Genomic DNA, 20,438 nt, shown 5'->3' with positions numbered 1-20,438 from the left:
CCTGATCAGCTTTCACCTGCGGCGAGTTGACGTGCCCCTTCAATGTATCGGGAAGTGATGTGCCGTTGCGCCGCCCGGGCCACGAGGCCGCCGGCCGTGTAGAACCAGTTGGAGTGCCTGCTAAAGGCGGTGATCTTCAGGAAAACCCGCCCCGCGGCGTCGATCTCCACTTCAAACGCCTCCTCGCCGCGCTCCGGATGGCCCGGCAATGTGCCGTACCCGAAGCCGGCCCGCTGCGGCCCGTCGCCGGGCACCGGCCGGGACACCCACACCACCTCGCACGGCGCGTTGATCCGGAAGGGCCCGACGCCGAATCCGCTCACCACGCGCGCCCCGCACACCACATCGGAGTCGGTTCGGACCCGCAGCCCGGAGCGTTTCTGCAGCTCCCAGGTGAGGATGCCCTGCGCCACCCGCCGATAGGTGTCCGGGCCGTCGCCGAGGTACGTCCGGGACACCAGGCAGGGAAAGCCGTCCGGAGCCCGACCATGCTCAGTGAAGCCGACGCCCGGATAGTTCAGCGTGCCCCGCACAATGCGGCCGGCGCCGGGATCACGCGTCATGCGCCTTCGCCCCTGGCGAGCCCGGCCCAGCCCAGCTGCTCCCGCTGCTTGCGGCTGAACGATGCCACCACCAGGTCGTAGGAATCCTCTACAAGGTCGCGGATCATGTCGTCGGGCAGCGTCCCGTCCAGCCGGACGCCGTTCCAGTGGGTTTTGTTCATGTGCCATGCACCGGCGATTTCCGGATGGATGGCCCGCAGCTGTTCGGCCAGGGCCGGCTCGCATTTGAGGCTCACCGACCAGTCCGCCGGGTCCATGGCGGACAACGCGAACATCTTGGCGTCCTGCCGCGCCCCGCCCGCCACGGCGGCCCGCACCTTGAACACGGACGTTTCCGGGCCGAACGGAAAGTCCTCATAGGCGCCCGGGAAGCTCAGGCAGATCTCGCGGAGGGTGGCAACGTCCATGGCACGAGCCTATCCGCCTGCGGACTACCCCGCAGTGCGGGCATCGCCGACGCTGTGGAGCCCTTCCGGGGTGGTGCCGTTGACTTCGTAGTCGCCCACGGTGCGGGCCTTGAACACGGCCGGGTTGTGGGTGGCCACGGTCCGGGCGTTGCGCCAGTGCCGGTCCAGCGACTTGGACTTCGACGTGGCTGGCGCCCCCGTCACGTCGAAGAGCTGCTGGGCTGGGGACTGGACAAGTTCGGGCACCAGCCCAGCAGCGCCTTCTCCACAGCGATCTCGCCGCGGACAAAGCGCTGGTCCGCGGTGAGGTCCGGGTCGGCGCCGGCATCGAGCTCCCTGGCCGCTGCCAGCACCACGGACTCCGCGGCGAAGACCTTTGCCGAGAGCTGGCCGACGAGCTGCAGGATCAGCGGGTCGCTGCGGAACAGCTCCCCCGAGCCGGTGTTGAACGTGCGCTTGCGGTCGCGGACCAGTACCCGGGCGTCGGCCAGCGCCGCCCGGCCGATGCCCGCCAGGACGGCGAGCAGGACCAGCTGGAAGAATGCCGGCTCGTGCGTGGTGGATTCCGAGCGCGTGATGATGTTGGCGTCAGGAACGACGGCGTCGCGGAAGATGGTGGTCCCGGTGCCGGTCAGCTGCTGGCCGAACCCGTCCCAGTCGTCGAGAATTTCCAGTCCCGGCTGCGTGGTGCTGACCACCGCGTACTGCCGGCCGTCCACGCCCTCGGTGCTGGCCATGACGGCAATCCACTCGGCGAAGATGGTTCCGGTGGTGTAGTATTTCCCGCCGTTGAGCAGCCAGTCCCCGCCGTGGCGCGCCAGCTTGGTTCCCGTGGTGCCGATGACATTTCCGGACTTCTCGGTGGTGGCCGGCGTTTCCGAAGATCCCACCGGCCACCACCTTGGGGTACCAGCGGTTCCGGAACGCAACGGACTCCAGGCCGACGGTTTCCACAAAGGCGAAGTGCGAGCGGTACAGGTGGGCCACGGAGGAATCCGCCTCTGCGAGTTCGATGAGCAACCGGAAGAAGGGCTCGAAGCCGATGCCGTCGCCGCCGTGCTCCGCGGGCACCCGCAGCCGGCCGAAGCCTTCCTCGTTCAGCCAGCGGACCTGCTCGAAAGGCAAGGCGCGGTCCTGCTCGCGGGCGAGCGCGCCCTCGGCGATCCGGGCAAACACGGGCCGGAAGCGCTGCGCGAGCTTCTCATATTCGGCTTCAGCCGAAAGCGGTTCAGCCGAAAGGGCGGCGGTGGCGGGGACTGTGGTGTCTGGGGCGTAGGTCATACGTTTCCTCGGTTCCTGTCGGCCGGGCTGATATGACTTGAGTTAGTCCTTCCCAAACACCTCCGGAGATGTCGGGACGGGATGTATCAGATTCCCTTGGGAACCCTGGCGGATTAATCCGCGGGGTCTTCCCGATACCGTCGGAGGTGTTTGTTATGTCTGTTCAGGCCGCGGTGGCCACGGATTTGCCCGTGGTTGTGGCTGTCGATGTCGGCAAGACGGTGGTTGCGTTATCGGTCACCGATGCGGGGCGGCACCGCTTGTTGGGTCCGGTGGATTTTGAGATGACGGGTCCGGGTTTGGCGGGGGTTCTCGCGCTGATCAAGGGCAGGCTGGCGGGGGCGGATGTTCCGGTGAAAGTCGGGATCGAGGCTGCCGGGCATTATCACCGGCCGCTGCTGGCGCCGTCCGTGTGGCCTGCGGACTGGCAGGTGCTGGAGCTGAATCCGGCGCATGTCGCCGAACAGCGCAGGGTCCAGGGACGCCGGCGGATCAAGACCGATGCCCTGGACCTGGAGGCGATCACGGAGCTGGGACGGACGTCGGTGAGACGCTGGAACCGACGAAGGGCCGGACCAGACGCCGACCGGGCTATGGCGGACGCTCACGCGTTACGCCGCTTCTAGCTTGGCGCCCGGCCCTTCGCCCCCCGGCCGCAGCCCGAACGACGCCAGATGACCCGGTGAATGACCGAGGTCGGACAAGTCAGCGTGGGCGCGACCCGGAACCACGCCGGTCCAGCCAACAAACCGTCAGCCGTCACCCCACTCACGAGCCCCACCCCGGACCGCCCGAGGCGCGCACCGCCGTGCCCCGGACACGGACTTGACATGACCTATAGCCAGCTAGGTGGTGGCCCCTCGTGTTTCCTTATCTGGGACGTTCGTTAGCGGTTGACGGGTGTGCCCTTCAGCGATAGCCGGGTGGATGCTGCGGGTTTCGGCGCGTTCGTTGCGGTGGCGTATCCAGTCGGTGAGGTATACCTTTGGCAGGATCTTTGCGACCGCCAACGCCACGTACATGATGGTGTTAATGGCAACAAAGGTCGCCAGTATTGCAAAAAGCTCCGTTTCCAGGATCGATTCAGGAAGAAGCAGCCCGGTCGGTGGGGCCATGGTGGCGGGATTCACAGCGGCCTCGGTTCGGTGTGCGGTTGGTCGGGCTGGGATGGTGCGTGGTTGAGGTGTTTCCAGTCGGCCGTGCGGCCCATGGACATGTCGATGATGCCCTTGACGTAGATGATGTTCAGGTACATATCGAAGATCAGTTCGGGAAAGATCAGCAACGCCAGTCCTCGTGACCGCCAGCCGCCTTTCCATACCGTCACAACGCGTTCAATGGTGAAAATCAGCCCGAGTCCCAGCCAGAACGGGAACCAGACCCACTGATCCAGGGCCAGCACCATAAGCAGGATCAGCAGCAGATATGTGCTCAGGGCAATAACGCCGTATCCGATGCCCAGCTGCTGTGCCCAGTAGCGCAAGGTCTGCGGTGTGACGCCGTAGGCGCCGATGTTTTCCAGCGCCCCGCGCTGCCAGCGCAGGCGCTGGGCCCAGAGGGTCCGCCAGGTCGGCATGAGTTCTGTGACCACGGTGCACTCCTGCGGGGAGGTCATGAGACCGCCGAGGGATTTCAGCGCGATTGTCAGTTCGTTGTCTTCGGTCAGGGCCGCCGTGTCATAGACGTCGCCGGGCGTTCCAGGCAAGGCCTCGCCCCGGCTTTGCGCTACCGTGCGGAGCGCGGTGGGCCGGAACACCGACGCCGTCCCGGTCAATACAAACACCCGGCCCCGCCGGCGACGCATCTCGCGGGCATAGCGGATGTACTCATTGCGCTGGAACTGGCCTAGCATCCCGTGACCCTGCTCGCCATAAAAGAGACCACCGACGGCCATCAGCGCCCGGTCCGCGGCCATCCGCTTCACCGACGTGGCAAGGAAACCGTCGTCGAGCTGGGTGTCGGCGTCCATGATCATCACGACGTCGTTGTCCCCCTGCTCCGGGAGCAGCCCGCGCAGCACCTGGTTCAGGGCGCCCCCCTTTTTATGTGTATTGCCGACTGTTTCGAAAACCTCGACGCCGGCCGCCCGGCAAACGGCCAGGGTCCCGTCGGTACAGTTGTCGGCCACCACGATGATGCGCTCCGGCCGGTGCGACTGCGCCACGAGAGAAGACAGCGTGAATGGCAGAGAAGCCTCCTCGTTGTGCGCGGGTATCAGCACCGTCACCGTCACCGGACCGGCATACACGCCGCGGGTCGCCTCCATGATGACCTTCGGCGCCAGAGGCCTGACCTGGCGGTTGCGGGAGCGGCGGGTGCGGTTGGCGATGCGCTGCTCTACGAGAGCAACACCGAGGGCAAGAAAGACCACGAAGAACACCGCCGCGATGACGACCCTCGCGGGGGGAGCATCGGATGCGTAGAGCACGCCCCAGATTCCGAAGAGAACGCCTTGTACCGGCGTATCGCCGGGCAGCGGACCGACCGTCGACACCCCAGTCCACAGCGCAGCCGCTGCCGCCACGGTGGCTGCAGCGATGAGGATGCCGGCCGATCGCGGAGATCCGGGACCACCCGGCATCCCCGCTTTGCCGGGATCTCCGGAATTAGCCTCGGACCCGGATGGCTCACGCATACTTCCCCCTAAAGCTCAAAAACATCCATCAAAAAAAGAAATCGAAGACCAGCGCAAAGCCGGCCACGGGTCATTCGTCAGCGGCACGGAATTCGATGGGCGATTCCCGGGATCGTTACCGGCCAGTGATACGCACATGCCGGCTATGCGACGCATCTAACGGGTGGAGCCATCCCACCGTGAAGCGATTGCACAGGCCTGACAATCTGACCCCGGACAAAACTTGCTCGACGCCGACAGATCTCCCCCCATTGTGCTTATGACCTGCGACGATGCCTTTCACCGTACCAGTCGGCCTCCGGCTAGGATTGGCCCGACAACGAAAAAAACCTGCCCTTCGCGGATGAGCGTGTTTAGGGCGGTCTGATAGTGCCGGCGCGGGGTTGGCCGTTTGTGGTGCGGCGTGGTGCGGCGGAAAAGAGGTCAGGGCCTCTTTGGGTGTTGGCCTATCTTCGGCGCCCAGTCCGGAATCAGTGGATCCACATCGGAGACTTTTTCACGGTGCCCACCCTCGGGTTCTGGCTGCTGGGAAGCGTCCTGGGTCTCGGCTGGCAGCCTTGGCTGCTGATCCATGGGCCACGGTTGGCGCAGCGGCAGCTATCGGCCGTTGGGCAATCCGCACGGACGTCCTTTCCTCGAATTCTGCAACTGGCCCCGCCTGACCGCCCACTGCCCGATCGGCGGATTCAGGCGGTCATTGCAACAGGAGTCCTTCGATCAATTCGACCGGTTTTCTGAACTCTAGTCTTTTGCGTGGTCGGTCGTTGAGTTCCTGTGCTTCAGTCGAGGTCTTCGGCGCTGTGAATCGCACCGGGTTTGATCGGGGACTTCAGCTACACCAACGTCTCCATCTCCTCCGGCAAGTCCGGGCGCAGCCGCTCCCGCCAGGAGGGCAAGGGGCGCATCTTCGGCGTCTCCAACCTCGCGAAACTGTACCGAGGCCGCGCCGTCGCCCTTGCCTCCGGTGCACCGGCCACCCTCGTCCGCACGCTGCCCTAGTGCACCGGACCTCACACGGAAGCCGTGGAAGCATCCATCAAGGCCAACAGTCCGCGCCGAGAAGAGGACGCCGTGCCCGTACTCGCCGGCGAAGCCGCGGTAGCCAATCCGTGGGCCATCAAGTAGGAGGGAATATGGCAGAGGAAATCGGTCTGTTCGCAGGCCCCGGTCCCGACGGCAGCCACACCCACGAAGCCCCCGCAGCCGAGCCGGCGGAGGCACCTCAGCTGGTGTTCGGCTCAGCCGAGGAGTTCCTGCACGAACAACTCCTGCCCACCTACGTCCGCGACGTCGATGACAGGAGCGCCAAGCGGTGCATGGAGTGGTACTTCCACCCCGAGGCCGTCTCCCGGGTAGAAGCGCTGTGGCGGGCCTGGGAGCACCTGCGCCTCGACGGCGTTACCGGAATCAGCGTGTGGTGGCGCGACCGCGCCGACCACCCCAGCTCAACAGGGGGTACTAAAGAGATACGCGCCTTTAACGCGCCGCGAGATTCTCAACCCCATCGACGGATCGAGGCTAAAACATGCCGTTCGAATTTGCGGCTTTCTCAGGGATGTCTTGGATGACGTCCCAGTGTTCGACCACTTTCCCATTTTCTAGGCGAAAGAAGTCCGCTAGCGCCCTTCCTGGTTCCCCCGGATTCAGTATTAAGTGTGAGTGGGTCGCCACTATATCGCCCTCGGCGATCACCCGCTTGATCTCCAATTGAAGTTGAGGGTAAGTACTGCGCAACCAATTGACGAAGCTCACAAAGGCAGCGGGTCCGTCTTCAGCGTCCGGGTTGTGCTGAACGTAGCGATCACCGAAGTGCTCGCTCACGGCTCTCTGGGGATCACCTCCGAAGGCCGTTTGGTAGTAGTCGACGACCACTTTCTTGTTGCGTTCCAAGTCGGCCACGGGAGTCCTCTCAGGTGAATCGGGGGTCTCGACGAACTCCGGCCATTATAGGACGGGGCTAGCCGAGAGCGACAGTACTTCACCTTGGGGTAAGTCGGGCGGTGACGCCGCCCGTGGCGGTGCCGCTCATGTCGGCACTGCTCGCACCGGTTGTGTCCCAGGTAGTGCAGTTTTCCCGTTTAAGAAGCAGCGAATTTCAGGCGCAGGACACAGGAAACGTTCACATCAGCCACAGATACTCGGGTCCGGCGGGGAGTGGTCCTTGGACGTATGTGGTGAGCTGGAGCGCCGGCCGTCAGCGCTGGCCGTTGACGATGTCGTCTGCGTTGTTGAACGCCCAGGTCACCAGGGGGACCAGGAGGGTGCTCAGCTCATATCCACGCTCGGTCAGGCTGTAGTCGACCCGGGGCGGAATGACCGCCTGGGCCTTCCTGCTGACCAGGCCGTCCCGTTCGAGCGTCTTCAGCGTTTGGGCAAGCATCTTCTCGCTGATGCCGTCTGCCCGCCGTCGCAGCTCACTCCATCGCTGCCCGCCTTCTGAGAGCGAGAGCAGGATCAGGACGCCCCACTTGCTGGTGATGTGGTCCAGAACAGTCCGGCTGGGGCAGCCGGCCGGGAACACGCCGTCGGAAAACGCGAGGGGCAGGGGCCCCGGCAGGATACTTACCTTCATTCCAGTACCTTACCTGAAAGTGCGTACTCTCCATTGGGAAGCATCTTGCCTGTCCTCTGGTTATCTATGGTGACAAGGTACAAACGGTGAAAGGAACCACCCATGAGCATCGTCATCACAGGCGCAAGCGGCCAGTTGGGCCGGCACGTTGTAGAAGCACTACTGGAGCGCAACGTCCCCGCATCGGATATCGTGGCCACCGGCCGCTCCGTCGGGAAGCTTGCCGATTTTGCCGCCCGCGGCGTGCAGGTCAGGGCCATGGATTACACCGACCCTGCCTCTGTGGCTGCTGCCCTCCGGGGAGCCCGCACGGTCTTGCTGATCTCCGGCAGCGAGGTGGGGCAGCGCGTGGAGCAGCACCGCAACGTGATCGAGGCCGCGAAGGCTGAAGGCGTGGAGTTGGTGGCCTACACCAGCATCGCGAACGCCGACACCACCGGCATGAAGCTGGCCGCCGAGCACCAGGCCACCGAGGCCCTGCTCCAAAAATCAGGCGTCCCCTTCGCGCTCCTGCGCAACGGCTGGTACCTGGAGAACTACACCGAGCAACTTCCCGGCACGCTGGCGCAGGGCGCCGTTGCCGGAAGCGCCGGTGATGGCAGGGTCAGTGCCGCCTCCCGGGCAGACTATGCGCAGGCCGCCGCCGCGGTGCTGACCGCCGACGGCCAGGCCGGCAAGGTCTACGAACTGGGCGGCGACCACGCATTCACCATGGCCGAACTCGCTGCCGAGATCAGCGCCGCCGCCGGCAAGCCCGTCACCTACCAGGACATGCCCGCTGCCGACTACGCCGGCATGCTGGCCGGGGTGGGTGTCCCCGAGGCATTTGCCGACATTCTTGCCGATTCAGACCTGGGTATCGCCCGCGGGGACCTGCTGGTGACCAGCGGCGACCTGCAGAAACTGATCGGCCGCCCGGCCACCAAGTTGGCCCAGGCCGTGCGCTCCGCGGTAGCTTCCGCCTAGTGTCCGGCGCCCGAAATTCGTTTCCTTATTGTAAATGGGGCGTGGCGAATGCGGGGCGGCCCGAAGGCCGGGTTGGAACTATCGGACGACGTGCGTGAGATGTTGGCTCGGTGGGCCCGGCGGCGGAAGTCATCGCAGGGGTTCACCGGGGCCTGTGCCCCTGTACTGCCGGGTGGTGTTTCCTCAGGAGTCGCAGGACACTGACCTGCATCACCGGTCCCCTCCTTAATTACGGATCCAGACACACCCGGCTCCCGCGGGTGACGGACCAACCACCGAAGCTGGTACGGCAGGAATACCCCGGGCACCGGGTGTTCCACGGCCATACACGCAGGCAGGCTACGGAAGAAGAAGCCGCCCGCTTCCGTGGTGCGCAAGGACTCTTAGAGGTTGTCCATTGCTTCGCAGGGATTCGCTCCGGGCTGGGCGCGGTGGACGGCGTTGGCCCAGTGGCCGATCAGCCCGCCCAGGGTTTCGGCCTGGTACCCTTCCAGTCCGGAGAGAAGGTCCGCTTCGGCTGAGGCGACGCGTGCCTCGTATTCGGTGAGTGTCCGGCGTCCGGCTTCGGTGGCCACGATTTTCCGTGCCCTGCGGTCCGCGGGGTCGGGGACGCGTTCGACGACGCCGGCTTCGACGAGCGCGTCCAGCAGGTAGGTCAGGACGGTCCTGTCGATGACCAGGTGCGCGGCGAGGGCCTGCTGGTTAGGCGGGTCCCGGTGCACGACGGCCGAAAGCACCTGGAAACCCCGGATGCCGGCCGGTATGCCGGCGACCGCGGTTTCGAACCGCGTCTGGTATCCGCGCAGCACGGTGGCCAAATGCCAGCCCAGATCCCCCGGAACGGCGGCCTTCGCCGCGGGACTGTTGAGAGTGATTTCTGCCATATATCCATCTTACCGCCAACTCTTCCATTGCACAGATGTTCTGTCGCCAATATAGTCATGTTCACAACATAGTTTTCTGCGCGAAGGACACGAAGCATGAGCACCCCCCAAAACCCTCCGGCTCAGGCCCGGACCATCGGCATCCTCGGCGCCGGCCGGGTCGGCACCGCCGTGGCCCGGCAGGCACTTAAGGCCGGCTACCAGGTCAGGATCGCCACCTCGAAGCCGCCCGAGGAAATCTCCCTGCTCGTACAGATCATCACCCCCGGAGCGGAAGCCGTTACGGCAGAAGAGGCCGCCAGGGCGGATATCGTCGTCGTTGCGGTTCCGCTGCACAGGTACCGCACCCTCCGCCCCGAGCAATTGAAGGGCAGAACGGTCATCGACGCCATGAACTACTGGGCGCCGATCGACGGGGAGATCAGCGACTTCGAGAACGATCCGCGGACCAGCAGCGAAATCATCCAGGAGTTCCTTGCCGGGTCAAAAATCGTCAAGTCGCTGAACCATATCGGTTACCAGGACCTCGAAGAGGACGGCGCCGATCCGGGGACCCCCGGGCGCCGGGCACTGGCACTGGCCGGGGACGACGCCGCCGCCAAGGCCCGGGTCACCGCCTTCATCGAAGGCCTGGGCTATGACGCCGTCGATGCCGGTCCGCTGCCGGCAGGCCGCGCCTTCCAGCCGGACACCGAAATCTTCAACGGCAGCCACACCGCCAGCCGGCTCCGCACCCTGCTGGACACGGCCACCGTCCCCTCCCACGCCGGCTAGCCCACACGAATTACCCCACATCACAGGAGAAATGCATGGAAATCGGCGCCTACAGCTTTGGCAACACCCCACTGAACCCCGACGGAAGCCCCCGGTCCACGGCCGAAGCGATCAAGAACCTCTTTGACGCCATCGTCCATTCCGACAAGGCGGGCCTGGACTACTTCGGCATCGGCGAACACCACACCGTGAGCATGCCGGCCTCCTCGCCCGGCACCCTGATAGCCGCCGCCGCGGCAGCCACCAAACAGATCAAACTCGGCAGCGGCGCCAGCATCATCAGCACCGACGACCCGGTCAGGGTCTACCAGCAGTTCGCCACAGCCGATGCCCTCTCCGGCGGCGGCAGGATCGAGATCACCGCAGGCCGCGGATCCTCGGTCGAGACCTTTCCGCTGTTCGGCTACGACCTGAACGACTACGACACCCTCTACGCGGAAAAACTCGACCTGCTGCTGAGCATCAACGCAAGCAAAATCGAAAAAATAACGTGGACCGGAACCGTCCGGCCGCCACTGCACGACCTCGCCGTCGTCCCTCGACCCGCCGCGGAGAGGTTGCCGATCTGGATCGGCACCGGCGGCAGCGCCCCCTCCTCGGCTCGCGCCGGCCGGCTGGGACTGCCCGTCTCCTACGGCATCATCGGCGGGCAGCCGCACCGCTTCGCCCCACTGGTCGATCTTTACCGCCAGGCCGCAGCACAAGCCGGACACACCGGCGAAGACATCAAAGTCTCCGTGGCAACCTGGGGACTGATCGCCCCGACGAAAAAAGAAGCCGTGGAACGCTTCTACCCGAGCTGGCACAACCTGAACATCGAAATGGGAAGGCTCCGAGGCTGGCAGAACCCCGACAAAAACGACTACCTGACCCAGGTCGAAGCGCCGTACGCCTACTACATCGGCGATCCGGACGACGTGGCCGAACGCATCGTAAACCTGCACGGCCATCTCGGCCACATGCGCCACTTCCTCCAGGCAGACCTCGGAGGCCTGCCCCACGAGCACCACCTCGAATCGCTCACGCTGCTCGCCACCGAGGTCAAACCGCGCGTCCAACGCCTGCTGGCCAAGAAATAACCAGCCGTTTCCAACCACACACAAAGAGGAAAGAAGAACATGAGCACGTAAGAACTGCCCGAACTGGCCTACGACTACGCAGCGCTGGAGCCCCACATCTCCGCGAGGATCATGGAGCTGCACCACAGCAAGCACCACGCCACCTACGTGGCCGGCGCCAACAACGCCCTGGCCCAGCTCGCCGAGGCGCGCGACAAGAGCGACTTCGCCAACATCAACCGCCTTTCCAAGGACCTGGCCTTCCACACCGGCAGCCACATCAACCACTCCGTGTTCTGGAACAACCTCTCCCCGGACGGCGGCGACAAGCCTGAGGGTGAGCTGGCAGCAGCCGTCGACGACGCCTTCGGTTCCTTCGACGCCTTCCGTGCCCAGTTCTCCGCTGCAGCCCTTGGCCTGCAGGGATCGGGCTGGGGCTTCCTGGCCTACGAGCCGATCGGTGGCAACTTGGTCATCGAGCAGCTCTACGACCAGCAGGGTAACGTGGCTCTCGGCACCACGCCGCTGCTCATGCAGGACATGTGCGAGCACGCCTTTTACCTCGACTACGTCAACGTCAAGGCCGACTACGTCAAGGCATTCTGGAACATCGTCAACGGGGCCGACGTCGCCAAGCGCTTCGAAGCCGCCCGCACAGGCGCTGCCTCGCTGATCATCCAATAGCCAGCTCACCGCATTGGCCGGAACCAATGAGCCCCGGCCGATGCGGTCTCCCGATGTTGGATCCACCCAAAGCACACCCTTGAACACTGGCCCAGCCCGAAACTTTCCGCACGTCCCCTTCGCAGGGCCCGACCTCAAAATGACACCTTGGCTGCTGATGCGTCATTTCCCGGCAGCGGGGAATAGTTATTGAGTGTTTTTACCCGGCGGGACTGCCAGCGGGCCCAGTCGTCACCCGTATCGCGGGCGTCAGCACGAAGCAGCGGCAGGTATTCGTTGACCAGCTTTGAGCCTAGGAGCAGACTCTCTGCTCGCCGAACATGCTGGGACCTTGGATGCGGCATGGCGAACAGTGTCCGGCGAGATGACCGCCGCCGACGACGCCCTGCAGGAGTCGCCCAGCCTGAAAGACCTGCGGACCCGTGTGGCGGGCATGATCCCGCGCGTGGATCTGTCCGAGCTGGTGCTCGAGGTGATGGGCTGGCACCCCCGGCACAGCGGAGCGGACGACGGGTGGCCTCCCGCCGCGGTCCGCGTAGGCCGCTGGCGACTCCGGTGCCGGAGCAACTGGTTCAAGACCTATTACCTGAGCCAGCTTGAGGTGCCAACCGCCTTGTTTCTCAGGGTTGCCGGGGTTCTTGTCCGTCGTCTTTTTGGGGGATGATTCCGGAGCGGCTGAGCAGTGCCCTGGTTTTGGCGTGCCGTGGGTTGGTGAACACGGTCTCGGGTGGTCCTTGCTCGACGATGATGCCGTGGTCCATGACGACAATCCGGTCGGCGATTTCGCGGGCGAACTGCATTTCGTGGGTCACGATCACCATGGTTGTTCCCTGCTGGGCGATCTTCTTGATGACGGCGAGAACCTCGCCGACGAGCTCGGGATCCAGTGCCGAAGTCGGCTCGTCGAAGAGCATCACGCGCGGTTCCATCGCCAGGGCCCGTGCGATGGCAACGCGCTGCTTCTGGCCGCCGGAAAGCTTGCTGGGAAAGTTGTCCGCCTTATCGCCCAGCCCGACGAGGTCCAGGTTGGGAAGCGCGATCTGGCGGGCTTTGTCCGCGGAGAGGCCTTTGACGTCGCGCAGCGGGGCCATGACGTTTCCGAGGGCTGTTTTGTTCAGGAACAGGTTGAAGTGCTGGAACACCATGCCGATGTCGGTGCGCTTCTTCGCGGTGAGGGAGGGCTTTTCGCTGATCAGCTGGCCCTCGCGCTCTTCGTAGCCGATGAGATGTCCGTTGACGTAGATTCTGCCGCTGTCGATGGTTTCGAGTTTGTTGATGCAGCGCAGCAGGGTGCTTTTCCCGGATCCGCTGGAGCCCAGGATGGCGACGGTTTCGCCGCGGTGGATGTCGAGGTTCACGCCCTTGAGGACCTCGATGCGTTTCTCTTGGTGGGCCTTGCCGGTGATGCGGTTCCAGAGTGTCTGCTTGGGGGTGAGCACAAAGGTCTTGTGGACATCCTGGATGCTGATGATGGTGTTCTCAGCCATTGGCCCGTGCCTTTCGTTCGAGCACTACCACGATGCGTGAGAGTGGGAGGCTGATGATGAGGTAGAGGATGGCGGCAGCGGTGTAGATAGCAGTGGTCTGAAAGGTCTGGCTGTTGAGGATGTTTGCGGTCTTGAGGATTTCGGTGACGGCAATGACGGAGGTCAGGGCGGTGTCTTTGATCATGGCGATGAAGTAGTTGCCGATCGGGCCCATGGACACGACGAATGACTGAGGAATGACCACCTTCCACAGGGCCTTGTTCGGGGTGTATCCCAGCGACAGGGCTGCCTCGGTCTGTCCGTGTTCCACGGAGAGGATGGCCGAGCGGAAGACTTCGGAGAGGTAGGCGGCATAGTTCAGGCCCAGGCCCAGGATGCCGGCCGGGACCGGCTGGATTTCGATGCCGATGCTGGGAAGGACGAAGAAGATGTACACGAGCTGTACCAGCAGGGGTGTTCCACGGATGACTTCGAGGTAAAAGACGGCGATTCCGCGGAGGAATTTGAACGTGGAGATTCTCGCCAGTGCGATCAGCAGGCCCAGGATCAGGGCCAGCGCCATGGCTCCGAGGGCCAGTTGCACCACGATGGGCACGGCCACGATCAGTGCGGGGAACACGGCGAGTGTGTTGTTGATGAAGTCCATGATGGGTACCTAGCGTAGGGGGACGGGTTGCGGCCGGCGGCGGCTGGTCCGGGCGTCATTGACGGGTAGGGGGCCGCCGCCGGCCGTACTTGCATCTACTTGGCTACGTTGTCCTCACCCAGACCGTATTTCTTCAGGATCTCCAGGTACTTCGGTGTCTTTTTTAGGTCCGCCAGGCCGGAATTGATGTCGCTGAGCAGCTGGGAATCTTCTTTGCGGACACCGGCGCCGATGATGCCGGGGAAGTACGGCTCATAGGGGGAGACAAGTTTCAGCTTCGGGTTGGGTTTCTGCACCAGGCTGTATGCAATCACCGCGCTGTCGGTGAACGCGGCGTCGACCTGCCTGTTCTCCACTGCCGAGAGCAAAGCCGCCTGGGAGTCAAAGAGCTTCGTCTGGCTTCCCCCCAAGGTTGCGATGAGCTCGGTGAACGCCGTGCCCGTCTGTGCTCCGAGGACCTTGCCCTTAACATCTTCCCGGGACTTCAGCGTGGAGTCTCCCGGCACGATCATTCCCTCACCCTGGGAGTACCAGGGGTCGGTGAAGTTGATCTGTTCCTTGCGTTTGTCCGTGATGTACATGGCATCGACAATGACGTCGGCCTTCTTGGCCATCAGCGCCGGGATCAGCGTGGCGAACTCGGTGGTGAAAACCTTGACCTTCCATCCCTTCTCCGCGGCGATGGCGTTGATCATCTCACCGTCGATGCCCTTCAGTTCACCGCCTTCCTGGTCGGTGAAGGAGAACGGTGCATCGTTGGACGTGGCGATGGTGATCGTCTTCTGCTCGCCGCCAGCACTGGAGCCGCCGCCGCTTCCGGAGCCGCACGCCGTCACGGCCAGGGCGAGGACAACACCCATCGGCACCAGGGCCGCGAATCGTTTACCGATCATTTTTGTGTTGATCATGGTGTGCCTTTGTTAGTGGGGGTTTTATCGGTTGAAGCGTTCGAGCCTGAGGGTTGCGGTGGCACGGTGTGCCTCCATGCCTTCGAATTCGGAGATGGTCGCAACGTAGTTCGCAAGGCGCGGGGTTGCTTCCTTTTCGACCCGCTGGAAAGTCAGCGGCTTGAGGAACCGTGAGACGGACAGACCCGCTGAGGACCGTGCGCCTCCACCGGTCGGCAGGACGTGGTTGGTTCCGGAAATGCCCTTGTCGGAATAAGCAACCGTCGACCACTTGCCGAGGAAGATCGAGCCGTAGTTCTTCAAGTTGTCGTGGTAGTAGCTGTCATCCGTGGTCTGGACTTCCAGATGCTCCGGCGCCAGCGTATCCATGAGCTGAACAGCGGTCTCGCGGTCCTGTGCAACGTAGACGGTGCCGTAGTCCCGCCAGGCCGGACCGGCGATGTCGCGTGTGGCGAGGGTTTCGAGCTGCTTCTCGATGTGTCGGATGACGTCTTCACCGAACGCGCGGGAGGTGGTGACCAGAGAGGCCGGGGACTGCGGACCGTGTTCGGCCTGACCGAGCAGGTCTGCCGCCACGAGCTCGGGGTCCGCGGTTTCGTCCGCGATGACGGCCACTTCCGACGGGCCTGCGAGCAGGTCGATGCCGACGCGGCCGAAGAGTTGGCGTTTGGCTTCGGTGACGTAGGCGTTGCCCGCCCCGACGAGAATGTCTGCAGGCTGTTCACCCAGGAGGCCGAAGGTCATGGCGGCCAGTGCCTGAACGCCGCCGACGGCGAACGCACGGTCCACGCCGGCCAGATACGCGGCGTGCAGGACGGCGGGGTGCCCCGCCGTCGGGCTGGTGGGCGGGGAGCAGGCAATGACGGTCGGCACCCCGGCGGCCTTGGCCACTCCGACGGTCATAAAGGCGCTGGCCAGGATCGGGAACCGCCCGGCTGGCAGGTAGGCACCGACACGGGGGACGGGGATGTACCTCTGCCCGGCAATAACGCCGGGCAGGATCTCGGTTTCGAAGTCGGTCAGGTGCTCCCGCTGCTCGATGGCGAACAGGCGGGTGCGCTCCGCGCCAGCCGCCAGTGCCTCCCGCAATGCGGGGCTCAACTGGTCACCGGTCCTGGCCAGGTCGGCGGAACTGATCTCGATATCTGTACCGGCCCAGCCGTCCAGCTTCCGGGAGTACCTGATGACGGCATCCATGCCGTTCTTTTCGATGTCACTGAGCATCCCCGAGACGGTGTCAATGACGGCTGGGAGCCGCTGGGCCGGCACCCCGCCAATGGCCGGTGCCTTGAGTGTGGTGAAGGTACCAGTGATGTATGCCTTCTCGGCGTCGTTGATCTGCATACACCCGACGCTAAACCGGCTCAACGCATCGCACAACCCGATGCATTACGATATCAACCACAGGATAATCCTGTATCAAATCGCCAGATAGACATGCCGGTGACCCATATCACCCTTGAAATCCCGGGGATCCTGCCGCCGGACGCGCTCCCCGTCAATAGCGGAAACATGTCCGCATCGGGCAAAGTTTTTTCGTGAATTCTTGCGACAACCCGGGATATCACCCCGAAGTCATAGGGTGGACCTATGACGCTTACCCAGCTCCGCGCGTTTCTCGCAGCCTACGACCTTGGTTCGTTCACCGCCGCCGCGGTGTTACTGAAAACCAGCCAAGCCTCTGTCTCCGAACTCATCAGCCGGCTAGAGCAGGAGCTTGGCCTGAGCCTGTTCACCCGCGGCAGTCGACGTCTCATTCCGACCAACTCCGCGGTCGAGCTGTGCGATCACGCCCGGCAGTCGGTGAGCTCCTTTGATAATGGGATCCAGGCACTGCAGTCGATCTCTTCCCTGGAGGGAGGCGTCTGTACCTTCGGTGTTTTGCGCAACGCCGGATACTACGACCTCTCCGATCTCGTACAGCGCTTTCACAAGCGCTACCCGAAAGTAAAGGTGCGTCTGGTCGGCCTGAACTCCTCGCTGGTCGCCGAGTCAATAGCGAACGGCGAGATCGAAGCCGGACTCGTCGCCCTCCCTGTCCTGGAGCGCGGGCTTATGATCAAACCGCTGTTTCGCGACGAGGTCCTCTACGCCTCGGCGCACCGGCCCACCAGCCAAGGGCCCATGACAATTGACGAAATGGCCGCGGCAAAACTGGTGCTCTACGACGCCTATGCCGGCTGGAAGGACCCGACACGCGCTCAGATTCAGGAACGGGCCCAGCTGCGCGGCCTAAATATCGACCCCTCCATTGAAGTCGAACATGTCGAGACCGCACTTAGCCTCGTCGCAACAGGTGCAGCCGACACCATCGTGTGCAGGACAATCGCCGAGGGCCCGTCATTCCCCCGGAACATCAAGACTGTCCCATTCGCCGAACCTCTCTACGACACCATCGCACTGGTCCAGCGTGAGTCCTCCTACCTATCGCCCGCTACCCGAAAAATTGCCGAACTCGCCGAGCGAACACTTTTGGCCAAAGTAGGACCGGAGCAAAAAGTGCCCGGCCGGTAATACGGCCCGGTACTCCTGTCGGTATCCCTACCCGACAAGTAAGTAATGAGGGACCGAGCAGGGAGCTTGTGGGAGTCGTTAGTCCTGGGTGCTGGCCCAGTGTTGCGCTTCGATGCCTGCGATGCGCCGGTACAGGGTCGCCCGGGCCATGCCGAGGTCCCGGGCAACCTGGGTGGCCGGCTGGCCGGCGTCCATCAGGCGGCCGTCATTGTTGATTTGGCTGTCGGTGAACCGTTCCCTGCGCCCGGCCAAGTCCCTGCCCGCGGCCCGGCGCTCGGATACCGAATCGGTGATCCGTTCCCGTTTGATTTTCTGCGCCGGCGCTGCCATCACGGTCAAGACCATGGACCCCATCGGCGTGCCGGTGTCCACGTCCCCGCCGCCGAGATTCAGCACGCGCAGACCGGTCTTCCGCTCCCGCAGCATGGTGGCCAACTCCAGCATGTTGGCGGTGGACCGGCCGAGCCGATCCAGTGTGGTGACGACCAGGGTGTCGCCCCCATGCAGTGCATCGAGAGCCGTGCCAAACGCCGGCTTCACTACCCGGGCGCCGCTGACCCCGTGGTCGGTATAGAGGTCATCCCGGCGCACTCCGGCAGCCAGCTGGTCCGCGGTCTGCCGGTCAGAGTCCTGGGTCCGGGGCGATACCCGGGCATATCCGATGAGCTTGCCCATTTCCGCCTCCAACGTGTCCCGCAACAGTAGTTGACTACCTCAAGCCCGCGCCGCACTTGCGGGACATAGTAGCAAGACACCCCGGTTGTTGAAACGTCAAGGACGCCGGGTGCCTCGACCGCAGGTCTTGCAACGCTAGGGTTTCGGGACGATCTGGAGTGGAGCGCATAGGCACGCGGGATTCTGTTGATCGAAGCAACACCTTCTTTCAAGGTGGTTCGACATGTATTTCAGCTCCTCGTCAGCAGCAGGCATCCGGTTTCTTGCCTCGGTAAAGCACGGGCATGGTCTCAAACCGTCCACCCGACATGCTGGCATCGATAAAGAGGTCGGCTGCCGCTGGCTGCGCGAGGAATACTTGCGCCTGCGTCGCAACGGCAAGACTCCGAGCGAGACGACAGCGGAGCTCGGCTTCGCCACGTCCCGGCTGGCGGCGTGGGAAGCTGACGTCGGCCACGTCAAAGACCGCCATCATCTTCGGGTGAATATTGACGAGGAGGCGAGCTTTTGGGCGGCGTTTGATCGGGGGGAATCATCGCTTTCACTTATGCGCGCATAGCGCCAGATCCCTCGGCTGCCCTCCCAGCGGTCTTCATGGGTGTCTGGCTGATCATCCTCATGGCGACTGTTCTCTTCTTCACCCGTACCAGCAAGCGGGGCTTCGGCCTCCGCTGGGGCGTCTACATGGGTCTATGGGGCGCCCTCTGGTTCGCCGGGATGCCACTCTCCGGCTTCACCTTTCAGGGTGAACTCTGGTTTGCGGGCCTCATGGCCGCACTCCTGACCGTGTCCACGACGTCCTGTGCCTGGTACGAGGCACGCCGATGAGCGCACCAGCCACCTCCGACCACCCACGACACCAGCTCAACGACCCGCTGGGGCACCCCGTGCGATTCTCCCTCACAGCAGCTCTCGCCCAGACCGAGGAAATCGACTTTGCCACCCTCAGCAACCACCTCCAGGTCTCCGACTCCGTCCTCAGCAAACAAGCGACCGCACGTGAATCAGCTGGCTACGTCAAAATGCGGAAAGGCTACATCGGCAAGCGTCCCCGGACTTGGCTGAAGCTAACCAAAGAAGGGGAACAGGTGTGGCGAAACCACCTTGCCGCGCGCTGCAGGAGATTGCCTTCCCGTCACGACAAGCCGATCACTGAATAGCGCTGACCGCCGTACCAAAACATCCGATGCCGAATCGTCCTCCCTACGTCCGGTGAAGGATCCCCAAACGGAATGGGAGGTGTCGCGTGTAGCGCTGGACCTCTGTTGACCGGCAGGTCAGGGTCTTATTCGTGAAGGACAATTTGGTAAAGGTTGTGGTCTTGCCATTTTCCGGCAATTTTCAAGTACCGTGGAGCCATCCCGATCTGCCGGAAGCCCGCCTTCAACAGCACCCGTTGCGAACCAGCATTGTGCAGGAGAGTGCTCGCCTCTATGCGGTGCAGCTCAAGTACGTCACGTGCCGTTTCGACGATAATCTGCACGGCAGCGGATGCCAGACCACGGCCCGCGTAAGCGCCATCCACCCAGTAACCTAGCCCCGCACTTTGGAACGGTCCACGCACGATGCCGGCTAAGTTGAATCTGCCGACAAGGGCGTCGCCAGCAAACAACCCAAAGGGGAACCCTTCCCCGGCATCTGTCGCAACAAGGCGATTTGCAATATCCGCAGCCTGCCACATTTCGGTGTAGTACTCCTCGGGACGCACCGGCTCCCAGGTGGAAAGGTACTCACGGTTGCGCACATACGCGGCGGCAAGCGCTAACGCATCACTCGAGCGCAATGTGCGCATACTGACATTTTCACTGAGCTGACACGGTCCAAACACCAGTCAACTGTACTCGCGGCCTACCCTCCAATGATGTCCCGGTAAGGGTTTGCGGTCGTCAAGTTCTTGAGACAGTTCGTGGTTGATTCGAGTTACGCGGCCAGGCGTTCCTGGGCACGGGTCCCATGGGTGGCGAGGGCTTCTGCCGGCGGGATGCCGGCCCGCCGGTTTGGCCTGCGGCGGTTGTACCAGCCCTCGATATATTCCATGACAGCGGTTCTAGCGGCGAGCCGGTTGCCGAAGGTGTGATGGTGGTACATCTCGGTCTTTAGGTGTGAGAAGAAATTTTCGGCGCCTGAGTTGTCCCAGCACACCCCGACGGCTCCCATGGACTGGGTGACGCGGTTCCCGGCGCACCATTTCTGGAATTCGCCAGAGGTGTATTGGGAGCCCCGATCAGAGTGAAACACCGTTGTTTCTGCTTCGAGGTACCGTGGTCACTGGCCATTGCCAGCGCGTCAGTACAGAGCCTGGCGCGCATGTGATCGGCCATCGCCCAGCCGATGATCATGCCCGTGCACAGGTCGATCACGGTGGCCAGATACAGCCATCCCTC

Annotated in this window: 28 protein-coding genes and 3 pseudogenes; 12 read left to right on the top strand and 19 right to left on the bottom strand. The window is 63.5% G+C overall.

The genetic code is table 11. The features are described from left to right. Nucleotides 1-5: 5 nt before the first annotated feature. From ABIB51_RS11630 to ABIB51_RS11610, 5 genes and pseudogenes are all read right to left on the bottom strand, one after another. Nucleotides 6-563 (bottom strand): DUF1990 domain-containing protein, encoded by a 558-nt coding sequence (locus ABIB51_RS11630; RefSeq protein ID WP_354188110.1) that lies wholly within the window; start codon nucleotides 561-563, stop codon nucleotides 6-8. Then, entirely contained in the window at nucleotides 560-970 is a 411-nt protein-coding gene (locus tag ABIB51_RS11625; protein ID WP_354188108.1) for an MmcQ/YjbR family DNA-binding protein, read from the bottom strand. The genes ABIB51_RS11630 and ABIB51_RS11625 overlap by 4 nt, the downstream gene beginning before the upstream one ends. 24 nt (nucleotides 971-994) lie before the next feature. Next, nucleotides 995-1,216, bottom strand: a complete 222-nt coding sequence (locus ABIB51_RS11620) for a hypothetical protein (protein ID WP_354188106.1) — start codon at nucleotides 1,214-1,216, stop codon at nucleotides 995-997. After that, nucleotides 1,171-1,860: an acyl-CoA dehydrogenase family protein gene (locus tag ABIB51_RS11615; RefSeq protein ID WP_354188319.1), complete on the bottom strand. Its 690-nt coding sequence runs from the start codon at nucleotides 1,858-1,860 to the stop codon at nucleotides 1,171-1,173. The genes ABIB51_RS11620 and ABIB51_RS11615 overlap by 46 nt, the downstream gene beginning before the upstream one ends. Nucleotides 1,861-1,918: 58 nt before the next feature. After that, nucleotides 1,919-2,251: pseudogene (locus ABIB51_RS11610) on the bottom strand (acyl-CoA dehydrogenase family protein); the annotation flags it as partial. Nucleotides 2,252-2,448: 197 nt separating this feature from the next. On the opposite strand from ABIB51_RS11610, the gene ABIB51_RS11605 reads away from it, so the two are divergent. Further along, nucleotides 2,449-2,877, top strand: a complete 429-nt coding sequence (locus tag ABIB51_RS11605) for an IS110 family transposase (protein WP_354188104.1) — start codon at nucleotides 2,449-2,451, stop codon at nucleotides 2,875-2,877. A gap of 219 nt (nucleotides 2,878-3,096) precedes the next feature. On the opposite strand, the gene ABIB51_RS11600 is transcribed toward ABIB51_RS11605, so the two are convergent. From ABIB51_RS11600 to ABIB51_RS23225, 3 genes and pseudogenes are all read right to left on the bottom strand, one after another. Then, nucleotides 3,097-3,366: a hypothetical protein gene (locus ABIB51_RS11600; protein ID WP_354188102.1), complete on the bottom strand. Its 270-nt coding sequence runs from the start codon at nucleotides 3,364-3,366 to the stop codon at nucleotides 3,097-3,099. A gap of 11 nt (nucleotides 3,367-3,377) precedes the next feature. Beyond that, nucleotides 3,378-4,886, bottom strand: a complete 1,509-nt coding sequence (locus ABIB51_RS11595) for a glycosyltransferase family 2 protein (protein ID WP_354188100.1) — start codon at nucleotides 4,884-4,886, stop codon at nucleotides 3,378-3,380. Nucleotides 4,887-5,580: 694 nt separating this feature from the next. Next, nucleotides 5,581-5,692, bottom strand: a pseudogene (locus ABIB51_RS23225) (IS30 family transposase); the annotation flags it as partial. 10 nt (nucleotides 5,693-5,702) lie between these two features. On the opposite strand from ABIB51_RS23225, the gene ABIB51_RS11590 reads away from it, so the two are divergent. Together ABIB51_RS11590 and ABIB51_RS11585 are read left to right on the top strand one after the other, a co-directional pair. Further along, nucleotides 5,703-5,885 carry a hypothetical protein gene (locus tag ABIB51_RS11590; protein WP_354188098.1) on the top strand — a complete coding sequence of 61 codons (183 nt, stop codon included), beginning with the start codon at nucleotides 5,703-5,705 and terminating at the stop codon, nucleotides 5,883-5,885. Between the two features lie 134 nt (nucleotides 5,886-6,019). Further along, nucleotides 6,020-6,454: a DUF4913 domain-containing protein gene (locus tag ABIB51_RS11585; protein ID WP_354188096.1), complete on the top strand. Its 435-nt coding sequence runs from the start codon at nucleotides 6,020-6,022 to the stop codon at nucleotides 6,452-6,454. Here the strand turns inward: ABIB51_RS11585 and ABIB51_RS11580 are convergent. Continuing rightward, nucleotides 6,405-6,785 carry a nuclear transport factor 2 family protein gene (locus ABIB51_RS11580; RefSeq protein ID WP_354188094.1) on the bottom strand — a complete coding sequence of 127 codons (381 nt, stop codon included), beginning with the start codon at nucleotides 6,783-6,785 and terminating at the stop codon, nucleotides 6,405-6,407. The genes ABIB51_RS11585 and ABIB51_RS11580 overlap by 50 nt on opposite strands. A gap of 295 nt (nucleotides 6,786-7,080) precedes the next feature. After that, nucleotides 7,081-7,458 (bottom strand): winged helix-turn-helix transcriptional regulator, encoded by a 378-nt coding sequence (locus tag ABIB51_RS11575; protein ID WP_354188092.1) that lies wholly within the window; start codon nucleotides 7,456-7,458, stop codon nucleotides 7,081-7,083. Between the two features lie 102 nt (nucleotides 7,459-7,560). Between ABIB51_RS11575 and ABIB51_RS11570 the strand changes: the two genes are divergently transcribed. Further along, on the top strand, nucleotides 7,561-8,424 hold the full coding sequence (locus tag ABIB51_RS11570) for an SDR family oxidoreductase (protein ID WP_354188090.1): 864 nt from the start codon (nucleotides 7,561-7,563) through the stop codon (nucleotides 8,422-8,424). Nucleotides 8,425-8,807: 383 nt separating this feature from the next. On the opposite strand, the gene ABIB51_RS11565 is transcribed toward ABIB51_RS11570, so the two are convergent. Next, nucleotides 8,808-9,308, bottom strand: coding sequence for a MarR family winged helix-turn-helix transcriptional regulator (locus tag ABIB51_RS11565; RefSeq protein WP_354188088.1), 501 nt, complete (start codon nucleotides 9,306-9,308; stop codon nucleotides 8,808-8,810). 96 nt (nucleotides 9,309-9,404) lie between these two features. On the opposite strand from ABIB51_RS11565, the gene ABIB51_RS11560 reads away from it, so the two are divergent. From ABIB51_RS11560 to ABIB51_RS11545, 4 genes are all read left to right on the top strand, one after another. Beyond that, the gene (locus tag ABIB51_RS11560; protein WP_354188086.1) at nucleotides 9,405-10,082 is read left to right on the top strand and encodes an NADPH-dependent F420 reductase; all 678 of its coding nucleotides are present in this window, start codon (nucleotides 9,405-9,407) and stop codon (nucleotides 10,080-10,082) included. Between the two features lie 35 nt (nucleotides 10,083-10,117). Next, the gene (locus tag ABIB51_RS11555) at nucleotides 10,118-11,161 is read left to right on the top strand and encodes an LLM class flavin-dependent oxidoreductase (protein ID WP_354188084.1); all 1,044 of its coding nucleotides are present in this window, start codon (nucleotides 10,118-10,120) and stop codon (nucleotides 11,159-11,161) included. A 54-nt stretch (nucleotides 11,162-11,215) separates the two neighbouring features. Continuing rightward, the gene (locus tag ABIB51_RS11550; RefSeq protein ID WP_354188317.1) at nucleotides 11,216-11,824 is read left to right on the top strand and encodes a superoxide dismutase; all 609 of its coding nucleotides are present in this window, start codon (nucleotides 11,216-11,218) and stop codon (nucleotides 11,822-11,824) included. 331 nt (nucleotides 11,825-12,155) lie between these two features. After that, complete coding sequence (locus ABIB51_RS11545) at nucleotides 12,156-12,488, top strand: hypothetical protein (protein ID WP_354188082.1); 333 nt, start codon at nucleotides 12,156-12,158, stop codon at nucleotides 12,486-12,488. Here ABIB51_RS11545 and ABIB51_RS11540 read toward each other — a convergent pair. The 4 genes from ABIB51_RS11540 to hisD all read right to left on the bottom strand — a co-directional run bounded on the left by ABIB51_RS11540 (nucleotide 12,445) and on the right by hisD (nucleotide 16,209). Then, nucleotides 12,445-13,311 (bottom strand): amino acid ABC transporter ATP-binding protein, encoded by an 867-nt coding sequence (locus tag ABIB51_RS11540; RefSeq protein ID WP_354188080.1) that lies wholly within the window; start codon nucleotides 13,309-13,311, stop codon nucleotides 12,445-12,447. The two genes, ABIB51_RS11545 and ABIB51_RS11540, sit on opposite strands and share 44 nt — an antisense overlap. Next, complete coding sequence (locus ABIB51_RS11535) at nucleotides 13,304-13,957, bottom strand: amino acid ABC transporter permease (RefSeq protein WP_354188078.1); 654 nt, start codon at nucleotides 13,955-13,957, stop codon at nucleotides 13,304-13,306. Before ABIB51_RS11535 ends, ABIB51_RS11540 begins: the two co-directional genes overlap by 8 nt. 95 nt (nucleotides 13,958-14,052) lie before the next feature. Next, the gene (locus tag ABIB51_RS11530) at nucleotides 14,053-14,865 is read right to left on the bottom strand and encodes an ABC transporter substrate-binding protein (RefSeq protein WP_354188076.1); all 813 of its coding nucleotides are present in this window, start codon (nucleotides 14,863-14,865) and stop codon (nucleotides 14,053-14,055) included. 24 nt (nucleotides 14,866-14,889) lie between these two features. Further along, a complete protein-coding gene (gene hisD, locus ABIB51_RS11525) occupies nucleotides 14,890-16,209 on the bottom strand; it encodes a histidinol dehydrogenase (protein ID WP_354188074.1) in 1,320 nt (439 codons plus the stop codon). Between the two features lie 246 nt (nucleotides 16,210-16,455). Here hisD and ABIB51_RS11520 point away from each other — a divergent pair, with 246 nt between their 5' ends. Next, on the top strand, nucleotides 16,456-17,379 hold the full coding sequence (locus ABIB51_RS11520) for a LysR family transcriptional regulator (RefSeq protein ID WP_354188072.1): 924 nt from the start codon (nucleotides 16,456-16,458) through the stop codon (nucleotides 17,377-17,379). Nucleotides 17,380-17,457: 78 nt separating this feature from the next. On the opposite strand, the gene ABIB51_RS11515 is transcribed toward ABIB51_RS11520, so the two are convergent. Continuing rightward, a complete protein-coding gene (locus ABIB51_RS11515; RefSeq protein WP_354188071.1) occupies nucleotides 17,458-18,054 on the bottom strand; it encodes a recombinase family protein in 597 nt (198 codons plus the stop codon). Nucleotides 18,055-18,277: 223 nt separating this feature from the next. On the opposite strand from ABIB51_RS11515, the gene ABIB51_RS11510 reads away from it, so the two are divergent. The 3 genes from ABIB51_RS11510 to ABIB51_RS11500 are packed head-to-tail and all read left to right on the top strand — an operon-like array spanning nucleotide 18,278 to nucleotide 19,214. Beyond that, complete coding sequence (locus ABIB51_RS11510) at nucleotides 18,278-18,613, top strand: hypothetical protein (RefSeq protein ID WP_354188070.1); 336 nt, start codon at nucleotides 18,278-18,280, stop codon at nucleotides 18,611-18,613. Between the two features lie 35 nt (nucleotides 18,614-18,648). Further along, entirely contained in the window at nucleotides 18,649-18,882 is a 234-nt protein-coding gene (locus tag ABIB51_RS11505; RefSeq protein WP_354188069.1) for a hypothetical protein, read from the top strand. Then, the gene (locus tag ABIB51_RS11500) at nucleotides 18,879-19,214 is read left to right on the top strand and encodes a winged helix-turn-helix domain-containing protein (protein ID WP_354188068.1); all 336 of its coding nucleotides are present in this window, start codon (nucleotides 18,879-18,881) and stop codon (nucleotides 19,212-19,214) included. Before ABIB51_RS11505 ends, ABIB51_RS11500 begins: the two co-directional genes overlap by 4 nt. Nucleotides 19,215-19,339: 125 nt before the next feature. Here the strand turns inward: ABIB51_RS11500 and ABIB51_RS11495 are convergent, their stop codons facing one another. From ABIB51_RS11495 to ABIB51_RS11490, 3 genes and pseudogenes are all read right to left on the bottom strand, one after another. Continuing rightward, the gene (locus tag ABIB51_RS11495) at nucleotides 19,340-19,846 is read right to left on the bottom strand and encodes a GNAT family N-acetyltransferase (protein ID WP_354188067.1); all 507 of its coding nucleotides are present in this window, start codon (nucleotides 19,844-19,846) and stop codon (nucleotides 19,340-19,342) included. 128 nt (nucleotides 19,847-19,974) lie between these two features. After that, on the bottom strand, nucleotides 19,975-20,211 hold the full coding sequence (locus tag ABIB51_RS23220) for an IS3 family transposase (protein WP_502916121.1): 237 nt from the start codon (nucleotides 20,209-20,211) through the stop codon (nucleotides 19,975-19,977). Next, a pseudogene (locus ABIB51_RS11490) lies at nucleotides 20,151-20,438 on the bottom strand (hypothetical protein); the annotation flags it as partial. The gene ABIB51_RS23220 and the pseudogene ABIB51_RS11490, both read right to left, overlap by 61 nt.

Source organism: Arthrobacter sp. UYCu712 (assembly GCF_040547005.1).
In the GTDB taxonomy this organism is placed as follows: Bacteria; Actinomycetota; Actinomycetes; order Actinomycetales; family Micrococcaceae; genus Arthrobacter.
This window is presented reverse-complemented; position numbering and strand designations above follow the sequence as displayed.